This window comes from Sphingomonas sp. PAMC26645, assembly GCF_004795835.1.
In the GTDB taxonomy this organism is placed as follows: Bacteria; Pseudomonadota; Alphaproteobacteria; order Sphingomonadales; family Sphingomonadaceae; genus Sphingomonas.
The window spans coordinates 3,695,556-3,711,513 of sequence record NZ_CP039249.1; the positions used below are offsets into that span (position 1 = coordinate 3,695,556).

General features: G+C 65.4%; 13 protein-coding genes. 3 read left to right on the plus strand and 10 right to left on the minus strand.

From position 1 onward, the window contains the following. Window positions 1-20 precede the first annotated feature (20 nt). Window positions 21-1,205: an L-rhamnonate dehydratase gene (gene rhmD / locus E5673_RS16940; RefSeq protein WP_056065412.1), complete on the minus strand. Its 1,185-nt coding sequence runs from the start codon at window positions 1,203-1,205 to the stop codon at window positions 21-23. Window positions 1,206-1,570: 365 nt separating this feature from the next. Here rhmD and E5673_RS16945 point away from each other — a divergent pair, with 365 nt between their 5' ends. Together E5673_RS16945 and rpsU are read left to right on the plus strand one after the other, a co-directional pair. Further along, window positions 1,571-4,549: a TonB-dependent receptor gene (locus E5673_RS16945; protein WP_247599441.1), complete on the plus strand. Its 2,979-nt coding sequence runs from the start codon at window positions 1,571-1,573 to the stop codon at window positions 4,547-4,549. A 144-nt stretch (window positions 4,550-4,693) separates the two neighbouring features. Further along, window positions 4,694-4,894, plus strand: coding sequence for a 30S ribosomal protein S21 (gene rpsU / locus E5673_RS16950; protein ID WP_031393196.1), 201 nt, complete (start codon window positions 4,694-4,696; stop codon window positions 4,892-4,894). Between the two features lie 262 nt (window positions 4,895-5,156). On the opposite strand, the gene E5673_RS16955 is transcribed toward rpsU, so the two are convergent. From E5673_RS16955 to E5673_RS16985, 7 genes are all read right to left on the minus strand, one after another. Then, window positions 5,157-5,360 (minus strand): DUF5818 domain-containing protein, encoded by a 204-nt coding sequence (locus E5673_RS16955; RefSeq protein ID WP_136190912.1) that lies wholly within the window; start codon window positions 5,358-5,360, stop codon window positions 5,157-5,159. Window positions 5,361-5,508: 148 nt separating this feature from the next. Next, a complete protein-coding gene (locus E5673_RS16960; protein ID WP_136190913.1) occupies window positions 5,509-5,868 on the minus strand; it encodes a hypothetical protein in 360 nt (119 codons plus the stop codon). 40 nt (window positions 5,869-5,908) lie between these two features. Then, entirely contained in the window at window positions 5,909-6,097 is a 189-nt protein-coding gene (locus E5673_RS16965) for a hypothetical protein (protein WP_136190914.1), read from the minus strand. Window positions 6,098-6,197: 100 nt separating this feature from the next. After that, the gene (locus tag E5673_RS16970) at window positions 6,198-6,503 is read right to left on the minus strand and encodes a cytochrome C oxidase subunit IV family protein (protein ID WP_136190915.1); all 306 of its coding nucleotides are present in this window, start codon (window positions 6,501-6,503) and stop codon (window positions 6,198-6,200) included. Beyond that, window positions 6,500-7,126 (minus strand): cytochrome c oxidase subunit 3, encoded by a 627-nt coding sequence (locus tag E5673_RS16975; RefSeq protein ID WP_136190916.1) that lies wholly within the window; start codon window positions 7,124-7,126, stop codon window positions 6,500-6,502. The genes E5673_RS16970 and E5673_RS16975 overlap by 4 nt, the downstream gene beginning before the upstream one ends. Continuing rightward, window positions 7,123-9,222 (minus strand): cbb3-type cytochrome c oxidase subunit I, encoded by a 2,100-nt coding sequence (locus tag E5673_RS16980; RefSeq protein ID WP_136190917.1) that lies wholly within the window; start codon window positions 9,220-9,222, stop codon window positions 7,123-7,125. The genes E5673_RS16975 and E5673_RS16980 overlap by 4 nt, the downstream gene beginning before the upstream one ends. Further along, window positions 9,219-10,097 (minus strand): cytochrome ubiquinol oxidase subunit II, encoded by an 879-nt coding sequence (locus tag E5673_RS16985; RefSeq protein WP_136190918.1) that lies wholly within the window; start codon window positions 10,095-10,097, stop codon window positions 9,219-9,221. The genes E5673_RS16980 and E5673_RS16985 overlap by 4 nt, the downstream gene beginning before the upstream one ends. A 265-nt stretch (window positions 10,098-10,362) precedes the next feature. Here E5673_RS16985 and E5673_RS16990 point away from each other — a divergent pair, with 265 nt between their 5' ends. After that, the gene (locus E5673_RS16990; RefSeq protein ID WP_136190919.1) at window positions 10,363-12,120 is read left to right on the plus strand and encodes an aspartyl protease family protein; all 1,758 of its coding nucleotides are present in this window, start codon (window positions 10,363-10,365) and stop codon (window positions 12,118-12,120) included. 42 nt (window positions 12,121-12,162) lie between these two features. Here E5673_RS16990 and E5673_RS16995 read toward each other — a convergent pair whose 3' ends face one another. Both E5673_RS16995 and E5673_RS17000 read right to left on the minus strand, forming a co-directional pair. Beyond that, complete coding sequence (locus E5673_RS16995) at window positions 12,163-14,490, minus strand: GH92 family glycosyl hydrolase (protein ID WP_136190920.1); 2,328 nt, start codon at window positions 14,488-14,490, stop codon at window positions 12,163-12,165. A gap of 21 nt (window positions 14,491-14,511) precedes the next feature. Continuing rightward, entirely contained in the window at window positions 14,512-15,957 is a 1,446-nt protein-coding gene (locus tag E5673_RS17000; protein ID WP_247599442.1) for a glycoside hydrolase family 125 protein, read from the minus strand. Window position 15,958 lies beyond the last annotated feature (1 nt).

Here is a 15,958-nt window from a genome sequence, read left to right on the forward strand (position 1 = left end):
TGGCGAAAAGAGAGTCTGGATCAATGCGTGTACGGGCGGTGCATCGCGATCTCGGGGTTGAGCGTGACGCCGAACCCTGGCGCATCGAGCGCGCTCGCCTTCATCCGGCCGTTCTGCGGCACGGGCTCGCCGAGCAGCTGCGGATGGAACATCGGCACCACCTCGGTCGGTCCCGGATGCATCATCAGGAACTCGGCGAACGGCGAATTGTGGCGCGTGATGACGAAGTGGTAGCTGTAGACCGACGACCCGTGCGGCACGACCATCTTGCCATGCGCATCAGCCAGCGCGCTGATCTTGAGCAGTTCGGTGACGCCACCGCACCAGCCAACGTCCGGCTGGATGATGTCGCAACAGTCCATCTCGAGCAGCATCCGGAAGCCCCAGCGCGTCGCCTCATGCTCGCCGGTGGTGACCAGCATGCCCTTGGGGACGTTGCGCTTGAGCTCGGCATAGCCCCAGTAATCGTCGGGGCTGATCGCCTCCTCGATCCACTTCAGGCCATGCTCGTGCGCGGCGATCGCGAGCCGCGTGGCATAGTCGACGTCGAGCGCCATCCAGCAGTCGAGCATCAGCCAGAAATCGGGACCGCATTTCTCGCGCATGTCGGCGATCATGGCGATGTTCTTCTTCATGCCCTCGGCGCCCTCGGCAGGGCCGTGGTGGAGCGGCATCTTGCCACCGATGAAGCCGAGCTCCTTCGCTACGTCGGGCCGTGCGCCGGTCGCGTAGAATTGCAGTTCGTCGCGCACCGCACCGCCGAGCAGGTGATAGACCGGCTCCTGCCGCAGCTTGCCAAGCAGATCCCACAGCGCGAGATCGACGCCGGAGATCGCATTCACGACCAGCCCCTTGCGGCCGTAATATTGCGTCGAGAAATACATCTGGTCCCAGATCTTCTCGTACTCGGTCGGCGAGCGCCCTTCGAGGAACCGTGCGAGGTGCTTCTCGACGATGAACGCCGCGGGTTCACCACCGGTGGTGACCGCGAAACCGACCGTGCCGTCCTCCGCCTCGATCTCGACGACCAGCGTGCCGAGCACGTTGATCCCGAAGCTCTGACGCGACTGGCGGTATTCGGGATAGCGGCTCATCGGCGTCGCGATGTGGTCGTCGATCCAGTGCCCCGCGCCCTGGTCGTGATAATCGGCACCACCACCACGGACGACGAACGCCCGGACGTGCTTGATCTTCGGCAAAGTCACAATCGCCACGCTCAACGCTCCTCATCCCCCGCGCCCCACCGGAGGCGCGTCGCACACACCATCGAACGATGTCCGCGTCCTGCCCGCCTGGTCTGCTTCGACCCGGCAACGCAGCACATTCACGTCTCACCCGATGATTTGTATCATCTCATTTTGTGAGACGAATGATTACTTGATGAGAATGTCCGCGTCAAACGCAGACTTGGGCTGATACTGGAAATCCCTCGTGAATGTCTGCGGACCGGGTCGCATCCAACCACCCCACGGAAAAGGCCTGACACGGCCATAAATAGATGATATGTGATCAGTCATCTTACAATGTGGTAAATCACCGGAGAGTGGTTCTGCGCAAAGGGGGGATACCAATGAACGGTTTACGTCTCACGGCCTGCATTCGTAGCGGCACATCGATGCTCGCGCTGCTCTCTGCCGGGGTTGCGACCACCGCCACGGCTCAGCAGGCAGCCCCGCCGACGACGACAACTGCGGAGACTCCCCCCGAACCTGCGACGCCCGCGGACGTAGTTCAGACCGACGACATCATCGTCACGGGTTTCCGCGCGTCGCTCACCACCGCGATCAACCAGAAGCGCAACGAAACCGCTGCGATCGACAGCATCGTCGCGGAGGACATCGGCAAATTCCCCGACTCGAACCTGGCCGAATCGATGCAGCGCATTCCCGGCGTCGCGCTTGCCCGCGGTGACGGTGGCGAAGGCCGCAACATCTCCGTTCGCGGGCTGGGCGCGGCGTTCACCCGCGTCCGCATCAACGGCATGGAAGGCACGTCGCAGACCGGATCGTCCGACATCTATGGCGGCGGCAACAACGGTCGTAGTTTCGATTTCAACGTTTTCCCGACCGAGATCTTTTCGTCGCTCGCGGTACGCAAGACGCCCTCGGCCGATGTCGAGGAAGGCTCGCTCGGCGCAACCGTCGACCTGTCCGCACCCAAGCCACTGGCCGGCAAGCAGGACTTCACGCTCAGCGCGACCGTCCGCGGCGTCTACAGCGAACTCGCCAAGAAGGTGAACCCGCGCGCTTCGTTGCTGATCGCGAAGAAGTTCGACGACGGAAGGTTCGGCGTCCTTGGCTCGGTCGCCTATCAGGAACGCGACATCCGCGAAGTCGGCTATTCCGCCGTCGACATCCTGTCCGCCAATACCAACGGGCTGTTCTGTTCGCCAGTCGGCTTCGCGCCCGCCACGCCGGCGATCGGCAGCAAGGGTGCCGATGCCGCGAACTGCTATCCCGGCACGCCGCGTACCAGCACGGCGGCGGCGTTCAATACGGTGCTCGCCGCCCGCCGCCCCGACCTGCCCAACACCGCCGGCAGCGGCGCGTTCTTCCCGCGCATCCCACGTTATCTGAATTCGGAGCAGAAGCAGAAGCGGCTCGGCGGGACGCTCAGCTTCCAGTTCCAGCCCGACGCGGCGACCGATATTTCGCTCGACCTGCTCTATTCGCGTTTCCACGTCGTGCGCCGGGACAATTACATCGAGGCAATTTCGTTCGCGCGCTCGGCCGCGAACAACGGCCAGCCGGTGATGTCGATCAAGGACGTCCAGCTGACACCGCAAGGCGGCCTGATCTACGGCCTGTTCGACGGCGTCGACGTTCGCTCCGAAGGGCTGGTCGACGATTTCACGTCGACGTTCAAGCAAGCCAATCTCAACATCAGGCACGACTTCACCGACAGCTTCGGGATCACCGCGCTGTTCGGGCTCAACCAGGCCAAGGCGTTCGGCAAGCGGCGCTTCCAGTATTTCATGGATGCGATCGACACGCCCAATTTCTCGATCGACTACCGCGACGGCAAGGATACGCCGAAGCTCGGCTTCGGTTTCGACGTGTCCGATCCCACGCGCTTCAACTACGGACCTGCGCTTGCCGATGGCACCGTGCGCGGCGGCTACAGCTTCCAGGCGCGTCCCTCGACCAACACCAACAACGGACTGACCGCGGAAGCGAACCTGCATTGGAAGGTCGCCGACGTGCTGACGCTGAAGGCGGGCGGCCAATATCGCCGCAGCGATTTCACACTGCGCAACGTCATTCCGTACACCGCCGACACGCTCACCAGGGCGCTGCCCGCCGGTACCACGCTCGCCGACATCACGCACCAGATCAGCGGCGTCGGCAATCTCTGGGGCAATGGCGCGCCGTCGAGCTGGGCGTCGCTCGATCCAGACAAGTTGATCAGCACGTTCAACCTGGATGCGGTGCGCTATTGCGGCACCGAATGCGGCGCGCAGTCCAGCCGGGTGCTCGAGGAAGTCTCGTCGGCCTATGCGATGGCGGCGTTCGATCTCGGCGACCGGCTCGGCGGCATCGGCGTTCGCGGCGATGCGGGCGTCCGCTTCGTCCACACCGACCAGCTGTCGTCGGGCTTCATCTCGGTCGCGCTCGCAGGCTCGCCGACAGGCGTGACCGGTCGGTTCGCCACCGCGAACAAGCGCTACAGCGACTGGCTGCCCTCCGGTAACCTCGTGATCGAACCGATCGAGGACCTGCTGTTCCGCTTCTCGGGCGCGAAGGTGCTCGCCCGACCGGAGCTCGGCGTGCTGACTCCCACCAGCGGCGTCAACGCGATCACGCGCAACGGCAGCGTCCAGAACCCGCAACTCGATCCGATCCGTGCCAACACCTTCGATGCGGCGATCGAATGGTATTTCCGCCCCGGCGCGCTGCTATCCGCCGCGTTCTTCTACAAGGATCTGAAATCGTACGTGCAGAGCGTCAACACGCTCATCCCGTTCAGCGATCTCGGCCTGCCGAACGAACTCCTCGCGGGCAGCAACACGTTGCCGAGCGAACAGTTCACGATCGCGCAGCCGCTCAACACGCCGGGTGGCCCGTTAAAGGGCGTCGAGGTCAACGCGCAGGTGCCCTTCACCTTCCTGCCAGGGTTCCTCAAGAACTTCGGTGCGCTGGCGAACTACACGCACGTCACCTCGCGGATCGACTATATCCTCGCCAGCGTGAACGGCGTGCCGACCGTCACGACTACCGCCAACCTGATCGGCCTGTCGAAGAACACCGCATCGGGCACGCTCTATTACGAGGACAGCAAGTTCAGCATCCGCGGCACCGCCAATTACCGCGACGGCTTTATCCGCGGCATCCCTGCCTCCCCCGGCAGCGATCTCCAGGGGAATGACAGCACGCTGTTCGTCGATGCGTCCGCGTCTTTTGCGGTCACGGACAACGTGAAGCTCATCCTCGAGGGGACCAACCTGACCGACGAGCAGAACCGGCTTTATACCGACAGCGTCCGCCAGGACACGCTGTTCCAGACCCGGATCGGTCGCACGGTGACGTTCGGCGTCAACTTCAAGCTGTGACGATCGATTCAAACAGGCAAAAAACCCGTTCAACGACGGCCGCGTGGTCGGCCAGGCCGATAGGGACTTGGCTTCCGGTCGCGTCGCTCATAAAGCGGGCGTTGATTCGAAAGACCGTCACGATAGCCGAGAGCCCTAGATAGCATGCAAATAATCGTTCGCGACAATAACGTCGACCAGGCCCTCCGCGCCTTGAAGAAGAAGCTGCAGCGCGAAGGCGTGTACCGCGAGATGAAGCTTCGTCGTCATTATGAGAAGCCGTCGGAGAAGCGTGCACGCGAGCATGCTGCCGCTGTCAGCCGTGCACGCAAGGCCGATCGCAAGCGCGCCGAGCGCGATAACTGATCGTTCCCGGACCGGGCCTTGCACGATAATGGTCGTGCAAGCCCGGTCCGACATCATGCGCCGTTCCGGAATGGCGCCTGCGGCACTGGCCGATTGATTCGCGACATCGCGAATCCAATCGATGCCGACATCCTGCTTACGTCACTGTGAGTTCAAAGCAGCATCATCGCTGCCGACGGTCACGGCTGCCTGACGACTTTGGCAGTTGAGCCCGTCCCGGCTCCGCCCTAGGCCTCACGCCGCCAACCATACCTTGACGCGTCTATTCCGGGGCGACACCGTCCGCGTTGACCAGGTCGGCGCCGACGAGCGTACCACGCACGCGCACCCGCTTCTCGACCAGATCGACCGGTACGCGGTGCAGCTCGAGCTGGTAGCGACCGCCGATGTCCCGACGTAGATAGAATGCACCGCCCTCGCGAAGCAGCATCCCTGTCTCGTCGATTACTGTCCCGATTGTCGTCATGCGCGTGCCATTCCCGTTGATCGAGATAGCGCGTATCCCAAGAAGCGAGGCGTTTCCATGCAGTTACGCCGCATATTATTTCTCCGCCCCAACGACCAGGTCGATCACTGCATCGAACGATACTTTCCGCGTCGATGCTGGTCGCGCGCTAATGGCCGCCCTCGACCCACGGAACGCCCGCCTCGCGAAACGCATCGGCGAGCGCGGCTTCGAGTTCCAGCGACTCCCATTGCTGCATAGGGTTCAGATGCTCGACGAGCTCGGGCAGCAGATGCACCCCGAACCTCCTGACCGCACCGCTCGCCTTGTACCCCAGCTTGTGCTGATCGAACCGCCAGTCCGGATCGCGCGACGTCTGCCCGACATACAGCCCCCACCGCTCCGGAAACCGCGAGTCATGCAACAACACGATATAGACAGAGTGCCTCGCGTTGCGCGAACCGGCGGTCACCGCGCGAAAATTCTCACAGGCTTGGCGAGCCGCAGGCAACCAGCCGATCGATGTCATCCTCGTCGATTCGCCGACAGGTCGATACGGTCCGAAACCTCTAGGCGTCTTTCGCCGTCTTCGTCTTGCCCGAGCGCGCAGGCAGGCGGTTCTCTTTCGCCAGTTCGGAGAGATGCTCCGCCGCCCTGATGTGCATGGCGCGGACCTCGTTGATCGGTGAGGCGACCGCCGCAGCGATATGCCTGGCCAGTTGTTCCCGCGGATCGTTCAGGAACGGTGATTGCGCCACGCTCTACTCTCCTACTGCGCCGCGCACGTCGCGCGTGTCGGCTGCCGTTCAAACGCTGCGGGCCCTCGTTCGGTTCACCCCGCTACGCAGTCGCCTGCCCTCACCCCATCATCCGCCCGCGAAGGTTGAACAGGATCACCAACGTTCCCGACACCATCAGCGCGATAATCAACGCGGAGAAGAGGATCAGCTGAAGGTCGTGCCGCGACGATCGCTTGAGGCTGATGTGGAGGAAACAACGGAACTGCACCGCCATCTGCACGAGGCCCAGCGCCAGCACGCCGCCGAAGATCGCACGCGCACCGAACGACGGCCAGCGGACCATTGCGAAGGCCGCCACGGTCAGCGCGAGCGACAAGGCATAGCCGACCGCATAGGTGCGCAGCTCGCGGGTCCGGTCGCTCATCCGATGTTCCCTTGCAGATAGACGACCGAGAAGATCGCGATCCAGACGATGTCGAGCAGGTGCCAGAACAGCCCCAGCCGCAACAGGTTGATCCTCACCCGCGCGTCGAGGCCGTACGCGCAGACCTGGACGACCATCACGACCAGCCAGAAGCACGCGACCGCGACGTGGAGTCCGTGCAGCCCGACCAGCGCGAAGAACGACGACAGGAAGCCGCTGCGCATCGGATAGGCGCCGTGCGCGAACATCGTCGCGAAGTCGTTCGCTTCGAGCGCGAGGAAGACGAGGCCTAGGCCCAGCGTCGCACCGAGCCAGCCGAACAGCACGCGGCGGGGTTCGTCGTACTTCATGGCGATCGTCGCGCGGCCAAACGTCGCGCTGCTCGTCAGCAACAACAGCGTCTCGACGAAGGCGGGCAGCAGCTTGAACTCGGACGCCGGGGTCGGCCCGCCAACGGTGCTGGCGATCATCGTGCCATAGGTGGCGAACAGCAGCGCGAAGATCACCGCGTCGCTCATCAGGAATATCCAGAAGCCGAAGATCGCGTTCTCCGCCTGGTCCTGCGTCAGCGCGCCGGTGTCGCCGAGGTTGAGGCCAGCATGCGCCAGTTCGGGTTCGCTCACGCCACGATCTCCGCAAGGCCGCGATTGACGACGGCGGTCTCCAACTGGCGGGGGATTGCGGGCGTCGTCCGGACGCGGGCGAGCCAGGCCTCATGCTCGCGCGCGACTTCGGCGGCGGGAATGGTCCGGTGCTGGTCGCGACCGAAGCTACGCAGCACGACCGCCGCGACGATCACCTGCAGCGCGACGATCGTCAGCCCCCAGATCTCCCAGATCAGGCCGAACGCGGCGACTGCGGCTGTGAGCCCGATCACGACGCTGGTCGCGCTACCCCGCGGCACGACGATGTCCTCGTAGGCTAGTGGCGACGCGTAAGGATCAGGCTGGCCCTCGTCATGCTTGTGGTCGTAGAACGGGTTGCGCCCGTCGATCAGCGGCAGGACCGCAAAGTTGTATTCGGGCGGCGGTGCGCTGACCGACCATTCGAGCCCGCGGCCATCCCACGGGTCGCCGGCTTCGACCTGCGTCCTGGCACGGTCGCGGATGCTCACCCACAGCTGGATGCCGAGCGACGTCAGTGCCGCCAACAGGACGAACGCGCCGACGCCGGCGACGTACAGCCAGGGCCGGAACGACGGTTCGAAGATCGCCTGCGTCCGCCGCGCCATCCCGCTCGCGCCGAGCACGTACAAGGGGAAAAAGGCGAGGTAGAAGCCGACCACCCAGCAAGTGAACGCGATCCGCCCCCAGCGCTCGTCGAGGCGGAAACCGAACGCCTTGGGGAACCAGTAATGATAGCCCGCCAGCATCCCGTACAGCAGCCCCGGGATCAGCATGTTGTGGAAATGCGCGACCAGGAACAGCGTGTTGTGGACGAGGTAATCGAGCGGCGGCATCGCCAGGATGATGCCGGTGAAGCCGCCCAGCACGAACGTCATCATGAACGCGAGCGCGTACAACATCGGCACGGTGAAGCGCACCTCGCCGCGAAACATCGTCCAGATCCAGTCGTAGATCTTCACGCCGGTCGGCACGCCGATCGTCATCGTCGCGATCCCGAACGCCGCGTTGACGTTGGCCGACTGCCCCATCGTGAAGAAGTGATGGACCCACACGGTGAAGCTCAGCACCGCGATCGCCATCGTCGCGATCACCAGCGAGGTGTAGCCGTAGAGGTCCTTGGTCGAGAAGGTCGACACGACCTCCGAGTACACGCCGAACGCAGGCAGGATCAGGATGTAGACCTCGGGATGACCGAACAGCCAGAACATGTTGGCATAATTCATCATGTTGCCGCCAAGGTCGTTGGTGAAGAAGTGGAACCCCAGATAGCGGTCGAGCGCGAGCAGCAGCGTGGCGACGGTCAGCGGCGGCATCGCGAAGATCATCAGGATCGACGTGCACAGGCTGGTCCATGCGAACATCTGCATCCGCATGAACCGCATCCCCGGCGCACGCAGCTTGTAGACGGTGCAGGCGATGTTGATCCCCGCCATCGTCGAGCCGATCGACCCCAACGTCACCGCCCAGATCCAATAGTCGACACCGACGCCGGGGCTGAACGTGCGCTCGGTATAAGGCGGGTAGCCGCTCCATCCACCGGTCGAGAATTCGCCGACGACGAGGCTCGCCATCATCAGGCCGGCAGCGCCGATGGTGAGCCACAACGCGATCGAATTGGCCCAGGGAAACGCCATGTCGCGCGCGCCGATCTGGAGCGGCAGGACATAGTTGATCATGCCCGTCAGGAACGGCATCGCCATGAAGAAGATCATGATCGAGCCGTGCGTCGAGAATAGCTGGCCGAAATGGTCGGGCGTCAGGAAGCCGGGGTTCTCGATCGCGACCGCCTGCTGCATCCGCATCAGCACCGCCTCGACCAGCGCCCGCGACAGCATCACGAACGCGACGACGATATACATGATGCCGATCTTCTTGTGATCGAGGCTGGTGAGCCACTCGGTCCACAGATACCGCCACTTACCATAGCGCGTCAGCAGCGCCGCGACGACGACCGCGCCGACCACCACCAGCGCGCCCGCGAACGCGCCGATGATCTCGCTGATCGTCGGGTTCTCCCAAGCGCGCACGAACGGCAGGTCCTGCCAACCGAACCGGCCGAGCACCGCTGGCCAGAGGGGAACGGAAACGGTCATCGAACGGCTTTCTGGGGAGAATGGGTCATGCCGCCAGTCGCGGCGACGACGTGCTCGAACAGGTTCGGCGTGACATGCGCGAACTCGACGGGCCGGGTGATGATCGACCGCGCGGATAGCCGCCGCCACGTCTGCGCATCGAGCGTGCGACTACCGCGACGTGCAGCAGCCGCCCAGCGATCATAGTCGGCCGGCGACACCGCAACGACGTCGAACTTCTGCTGCTGGAAGCCGACGCCGTTATACTGCGTGTTCTCGCCGCGGAACCGTCCCGGCCGGTGCGCCTGGATGTTCAGCTCGGTCGTCATGCCGCCCATCGCATAGATCTGCCCGGCGAGTTGCGGGATCAGCATCGACTGCATCACCGTGCCGCTGGTCAGCTTGATATGTACCGGGCGCCCGGCGGGAATGGTCAGCCGATCGACCGACGCGACGCCGAGGTCGGGATAGACGAACACCCATTTCCAATCGAGCGCGATCGCCTGCACCTCGACCGGCGCCGCGCCCGGCAACCGCCGATACGGATCGTCGATCTGCGTCCAGTGCCACAGCAGCACGGCCAGCCCGACGACGATCCCGGCGGGCGGGATCCAGATGAGCCCCTCGACCCACCACGAGAAATTCCACTTCGGCCGGTATGCGTCGCCGCGGTTGGAGAGCCGGTAATGCCACGCGAACAGCGGCGTCAGCAGCAGCACCGGTCCGGCGACGAACAGCAGCACGATTGACACGGTGACGAACAGGTCGCGCTCGTGCCCTGCCACCGGCCCCTGCGGGTTGAAGAACCCGTGCGACAGCGCCGTACAGCCCCCTAGCCCCATCAGGATCGAGAGCGGCGCCAACCGCGATAGACTCCACTTCAATCGAACGAACACCTGGCCCCCTTGTCGCACCGCCCGCGCCCAGGAACGGTTTCGCGCCGGCTCCGTGAAGAAGCCGTCTTATGGCGTGATGCTCTAAGGTTACCATTGCCGCAACGCACGACTGCCGGTCCGGCTGCTCCTTAACAAAAACTTCATGCCCAAATCCGGTTTCCGTTGGATCATCCAAATGCTCCGCGTGACACCGTCGTCACTTGCTCGTGACAGTCGCTCCGATAGTCTTCCGCTCGGGATCGAGAGTCGGGATCGGGAGACGGGCATGCGCAGACGGGTTCGGTTGGGTGTGCTCGCGCTGTTGGGCCTGACGGCGGCTGGCCCGGCGGTGGCCGCGTGCAAGGTCAGCAAGATCGCCGAACTGCCCGTGACGCTAATCGGTCGCCGCGCGATGGTCGATGCGAAGTTCGGCGCGCACGACACGCGGTTCATCGTCGATAGCGGCGCGTTCTACAGTACGGTGTCGCGCGCGTCGGCCGCGGAGTTCGGGCTGTCGAGCGAACCGGCTCCCCCCTGGTTCCGGCTGCGCGGCGTCAACGGCGACACGTCCGCAGCGGTCGCCAGCGCAAAGGATTTCTCGCTCGCCGGCCTGCCGATCCCGCGAGTGAGCTTCATCGTCGGCGGCAGCGATACGGGGACGGCCGGTCTGCTCGGCCAGAACATCCTCGGGCTCGCCGATGTCGAATACGACCTGCCGCATAGCGCAGTGCGGCTGATGCGGGTCGATGGCTGCGGCAATGTCGGGCTCGCCTATTGGGCCGCGGGAAAACCGTTTTCGACGATCCCGCTCGAACGCGGCGGCACCGGGCCGTTCAAGCCGCACACGATCGGCACCGTCCTGGTCAACGGCGTCAAGATGCGCGCGGTGTTCGATTCAGGCGCGCAGACCACCGTCATGACGCTCGCCGCGGCCAAGCGGGCAGGCATCACACCGACCAGTCCCGGCGTGACCGCGGTCGGATTGAACTCGGGCATCGGTTCGAAGCAGCTCGCGACCTGGCGCGCTGCGTTCGATACGATCGACCTCGGCGGCGAGACCGTGCCGCACCCGAAATTCCAGATCGCCGACATCCGCATCGACGGCGACATGCTGATCGGGTTCGATTTCTTCCTGACGCACCGCATCTTCGTGTCGAACGCGAACCACGTGCTCTACATGACCTATGAAGGCGGCCCGGTCTTCGGGCTGACGCCGAGCGGTGCGCGTACCACCGCAGGCGAGAAGCTCGACCTGACCGACACCGCCGCCGTGCCGACCGATGCCGAGGGGTTCAGCCGACGCGCCGCGGTGTTCGTGTCGAAGCGCCGGATCGAGGAGGGGCTCGCCGATCTCGACAAGGCGGTGGCGATGGCGCCGACCGAAGGCCGCTACGTGTATCAGCGCGCGCAGGCCCGGCTCGCGCACGGCCAGCTCCTGCTTGCCGCGGCCGATCTCGACAAGGCCGTGACGCTCATGCCCGACAACACCGACGTCCGCCTGTTGCGCGCACGGCTCCGCTTGATGAGCCGCGATCCGGATGGCGCGGGCGAAGATGCCAAGGTCGCCGATCGTGCGCTGCCGGCCGGGTCGGATCGCCGGCTCCAGCTTGCCGGCCTGTACGAAAATCTCGACCAGCCCGCGCTCGCGATCGTCAATTACGATGCGTGGCTGAAGATGCATCCCGAGGACGCCGCCCGCTCAACCGCGTACAACGGCCGATGCTGGGCGCGCGCACTGCTGAACCGCGAGCTCGATCGTGCGATGTCCGACTGCAACACCGCCGTGAAGCTCCGCCCCGGCTATGCCGCCTACCTGGACAGCCGCGCGCTAGTGAACCTGCGCCTGGGCAAGCTCGACGCCGCGCTCGTCGACTATGACGCCGCGGTCAAAGCCAACCCGCGCAACGCCTGGTCGCTCTACACCCGCGCGATCGCCGAACGACGCGCGGGCAAGATCGAAGCGGCGGACGCGGACCGCAAGGCCGCGCTCGCGATCAACCCGAACGTCGCCAAACGCGCGGCGCGGTACGGGCTCGACGGCTGACCGGACGCCGACGTCTACCTGCCTGCGCCCGGCGCAGCACCCTTATCGCGGCTGGGATCCGAACGACGGCGGGCGGTCCGCCTTGGCGGTGCCGAACGACGACGGCTTCGGTCCCATCGTGAATTCCAGTTCGCCACCGCGCGCGATGTCGGCGTGCGCGATCCAGTTCCGTGTCCAGGGCTTGCCGTTCCAGCGGACCGACTGGACATAGGGGCTGGCCGGCGCATTGCCCTTCGCGACGACGCGCAACGTGCGTCCCTTACCGAAATCGACCTGCGTCGCATCGAACAGCGGCGAGCCGAAGACATAGACTCCGCTGACCGGGTCGACCGGATAGAAGCCGAGCGCCGACAGGATGAACCACGCGCTCATCTGGCCGCAATCGTCGTTGCCGATGACGCCGTCGGGCTCGGCCTTGTACATCTCGGTCAGCAGGCGACGGACCATCGCCTGCGTCTTCCACGGCGCGCCCGCATAGGCGTAGAGATAGGCGGCGTGCTGGTCCGGCTCGTTGCCGTGCGCGTACTGGCCGACCAGCCCGGTGATGTCGGGCGGCGCGTTCTTGGGCAGCGTCGACGGCGCGGTGAACAGCGCGTCGAGCTTCTTGACGAACCCCGCATCGCCCCCGAACAGCGCGATCAGGCCGTAAACGTCATGCTGGTTGAGGAACGTCGCCTGCCAGCCGTTCGCCTCGGTATAGTCGCGCTGTTTCTCGGGCTTGTGGCCGAGCTGGATCGGATCGTAATCGGCCCACCAGCTGCCATCGGCGAAGCGCGGCCGGGCGAAACCGATCTTGGGATCGATGACGTTGCGGTAGTTGAGGCTGCGCTTGCGCAGCGCGGCGGCGTCGGCCTTGGCGCCAGCCGCGTCGGCGAGCACCGCCATCGCCCAGTCGTCATAGGCATATTCCTGCGTGCGGCTGACCGACTCCCAGGTCTTGTCCGCTGGCACGAAACCGAGGTCGTAATAGAAGCCGCGGCCGAGCGTGCTGTCGACGTCCGGAAAGCTGCGATCGAACGCGCGGCTGCGGATCTGCGGCCACGCCGCGGCGTAGTCCGCCTTGATCCCCTTGGCGCAGGCTTCGGCAAGCACCGACACCGAATGCCAGCCGATCATGCACGCGGTCTCGACGCCCTGCAGCGGCCAGACCGGCGATCCGGTCGGGCTCTGCACCGTCTGGCGAACGAGATCGCGCGTGAACTGCGCCGCCTTGTCGGGCTGGACGAGGGTGAGCAGCGGATGCAGCGCGCGGTAGGTGTCCCACATCGAATAGGTGCTGAACGCGGGTTCGGCAGCGGTCGTCTGGTGCACCTTGCGGTCGAGCCCGACATAGCGGCCGTCGCGGTCGGTAAAGAGCGTCGGCGAGAGGAACGCGTGGTACAGCGCGCTGGCCATGATCGTGCGCTGTTCGGGCGTGCCGCCATCGACGCGGACGCGGTCGAGTTCGGCCTGCCACGTGCGCGCCGCCGAGCGGCGGACCGCGTCGAACTGCCACCCTGCCGCCTCGCCGTCGAGCGCCGCCTTTGCGCCGGCGACGTCGACCGCGGAGATGCCGGTCTTGATCAGGATCGGCGCGCCGCCCGCCTGGTCGAAGAACAACGCGACCTTCAGGCGGTTGCCGGTGACGCCCTTGGCGCCCGCCGGTGCAGGCGTGTCGTCGTCACCGAAGAACTGGACGCGGTCGGGCTTGCGCGAGAGCTGCATCGCGAAATGGATGCGCCGGCCCTTCGCCCAGCGGTGGACGCGGCGGCTGCCCGTCAGCATCCCGTCGGCCGACAGCGCCAGCGAGGCCTCGTCGATCAACGTACCCTTGTCCCAGACGTCGAGGATCATGTGCGCGAAGTCGACCAGGATGTGTCCCGGCCCCTGCGGGAAGCTGTAGCGGTGGTGGCCGGTCCGCTCGGTCACCGTCAGTTCGGCGAGCACCCCCGATTCGAGCCTCACGCGGTAATAGCCGGGCTCGGCGAGTTCGTCGGTGAAACGCTGGCGATACCCCTGTTCGGGTTTGCCGAGCGCACCGGGCTTCAGCTGCAACGGCCCGCGCGTTGGCACGACCAGCACGTCGAGCATGTCGCCGATCCCGGTGCCCGACAGATGCGTGTGGCTGAAGCCCATGATCGAGCCATCGTCCTGGTGATAGCCCGAGCACGCATCCCAGCGGCTGTTGTCGGTGTCGGGGCCGAGCTGCACCATCCCGAACGGCAGCGACGGGCCGGGATAGGTATGACCGTGCCCGCCGGTGCCGACGAACAAATCGGGCTTGCTCGCGACCGGCGCCTGCGCGGCCGCGGCGCTGGTGACGGGCAACGCGGCGGCGAGGCCCGCGAGACCGGTGCCGGCGAGCACCTGGCGGCGGTTGGCGATGGTCATGCGTATCTCCCGGAATTCATATCAGTAGCGGGCGGCGAGCAAGGCGGGCTTGCGGCGCTCTAGGTCGAGGATCAGCTCGCCGAACAATCCATTGGCCCAGGCGAACCAGCTGCGCGTGAACTTGCCCGGATCGTCCTTGTTGAAGGATTCGTGCATGAACCCGGTGCCGCCGTGTGTCGTCTTCAGCCAAGCGAGACACTGGCGGATCACGGCGTCGTCGTCGCTGTTCATCGCATGCGTGATAATCGACATCGGCCATATCATGTCGAGCCCGATATGCGGTCCGCCGATCCCGCGCGCGGCGGTACCGGTGAAGAAATACGGGTTGCGATCGCTCCACGCGAGCACGGCGGTGCGGCGGAACAGCGGGTCGCGGCGATCCGCCGCGCCGAGCAGCGGCAGGCCCGACAGGCTCGGCACGTTGGCGTCGTCCATGGAGATCGCGTTGCCGAAGCCATCGACCTCATACGCCCAGACCTCGCCGCCCTGCCCGTCCGGCATCCGGCCATGCGCGCGGAGTGCCGCCTCGACCTCGCTCGCCAGCGCTTCGCTGTCAGTCGCGCCCGCCATGTCGCCCCGCGCCTCGCGCTGGACCGTCGCCAGCATGCGCAGCGCCGACACCGCGAACAGGTTCGACGGGATCAGGAACGGATAGAGGCACGCATCGTCCGACGGGCGGAACATCGAATGGATCAGGCCGACCTTCCGCGTCGGGGCGCCATAGCCTTCGAACATCAGCGTCTCGGTCGGCGAAACGTTCAAGCGCTGGAAATGATACGGCCCCTTGCCGTCCTTGCGCTGCTGTTCGCGGAAGGTCGCCACCGCGCGGCGCATCGCCTTTGCCCACAGATCGTCGAACGGCGTCTTGTCGCGCGTCGCGGTCCAATAGCCGTGCGCGAGCCGCATCGGATAGCAAAGCGAGTCGATCTCCCACTTCCGCTCGGCAACACCAGGCTTCATGTCGGTCTGGTCGGTTCGCGCGCCGAGGTTCGACCTGGCGGTCGGATCCTCCATGAACGCATTGGCATAAGGATCGATCAGGATGCACCGCGCCTGCCGCGCGATCAGCCCGGTGAAGACGCGGCGCAGGCCGGCATCCTTCGGCGCGAGGTGCACATAGGTCTGCATCTGCGCCGAACTGTCGCGTAGCCACAGCGCCTCGATATCGCCGGTGATGACGAACGCATCGGGCTTGCCGTCCACGGTGCCGACCTTGACCGTGGTGTCGAGCGTGTTCGGATAGCAATTCTCGAACAGCCAAGCGAGTTCGGGGTCGGCGATTTTCGCCTTCACGCGCGCGATCTCGGCCTCGACCGCGGGGCTGACGAAGCGGCGCTGGCCGCGTGGCGGTCGCTTGCTCACGCGTGGCGCGGCGGCGGAGGCAGCCCGCGGCACGCTCGCGGTTACGGCCAGCGCGGCGGCGCCCGTCATCACGTCGCGTCGACGAAAGCGCATCGCAGTCTTCATG

What these genes read in the sequence shown, in the direction of transcription:
- rpsU (WP_031393196.1), top strand. Translation starts at nt 4,694, where the DNA reads ATGCAAATAATCGTTCGCGACAATAACGTCGACCAGGCCCTCCGCGCC.
- E5673_RS17000 (WP_247599442.1), bottom strand. Translation starts at nt 15,957, where the DNA reads ATGAAGACTGCGATGCGCTTTCGTCGACGCGACGTGATGACGGGCGCC.
- E5673_RS16990 (WP_136190919.1), top strand. Translation starts at nt 10,363, where the DNA reads ATGCGCAGACGGGTTCGGTTGGGTGTGCTCGCGCTGTTGGGCCTGACG.
- E5673_RS16945 (WP_247599441.1), top strand. Translation starts at nt 1,571, where the DNA reads ATGAACGGTTTACGTCTCACGGCCTGCATTCGTAGCGGCACATCGATG.
- E5673_RS16960 (WP_136190913.1), bottom strand. Translation starts at nt 5,868, where the DNA reads ATGACATCGATCGGCTGGTTGCCTGCGGCTCGCCAAGCCTGTGAGAAT.
- E5673_RS16995 (WP_136190920.1), bottom strand. Translation starts at nt 14,490, where the DNA reads ATGACCATCGCCAACCGCCGCCAGGTGCTCGCCGGCACCGGTCTCGCG.
- E5673_RS16970 (WP_136190915.1), bottom strand. Translation starts at nt 6,503, where the DNA reads ATGAGCGACCGGACCCGCGAGCTGCGCACCTATGCGGTCGGCTATGCC.
- E5673_RS16955 (WP_136190912.1), bottom strand. Translation starts at nt 5,360, where the DNA reads ATGACGACAATCGGGACAGTAATCGACGAGACAGGGATGCTGCTTCGC.
- E5673_RS16980 (WP_136190917.1), bottom strand. Translation starts at nt 9,222, where the DNA reads ATGACCGTTTCCGTTCCCCTCTGGCCAGCGGTGCTCGGCCGGTTCGGT.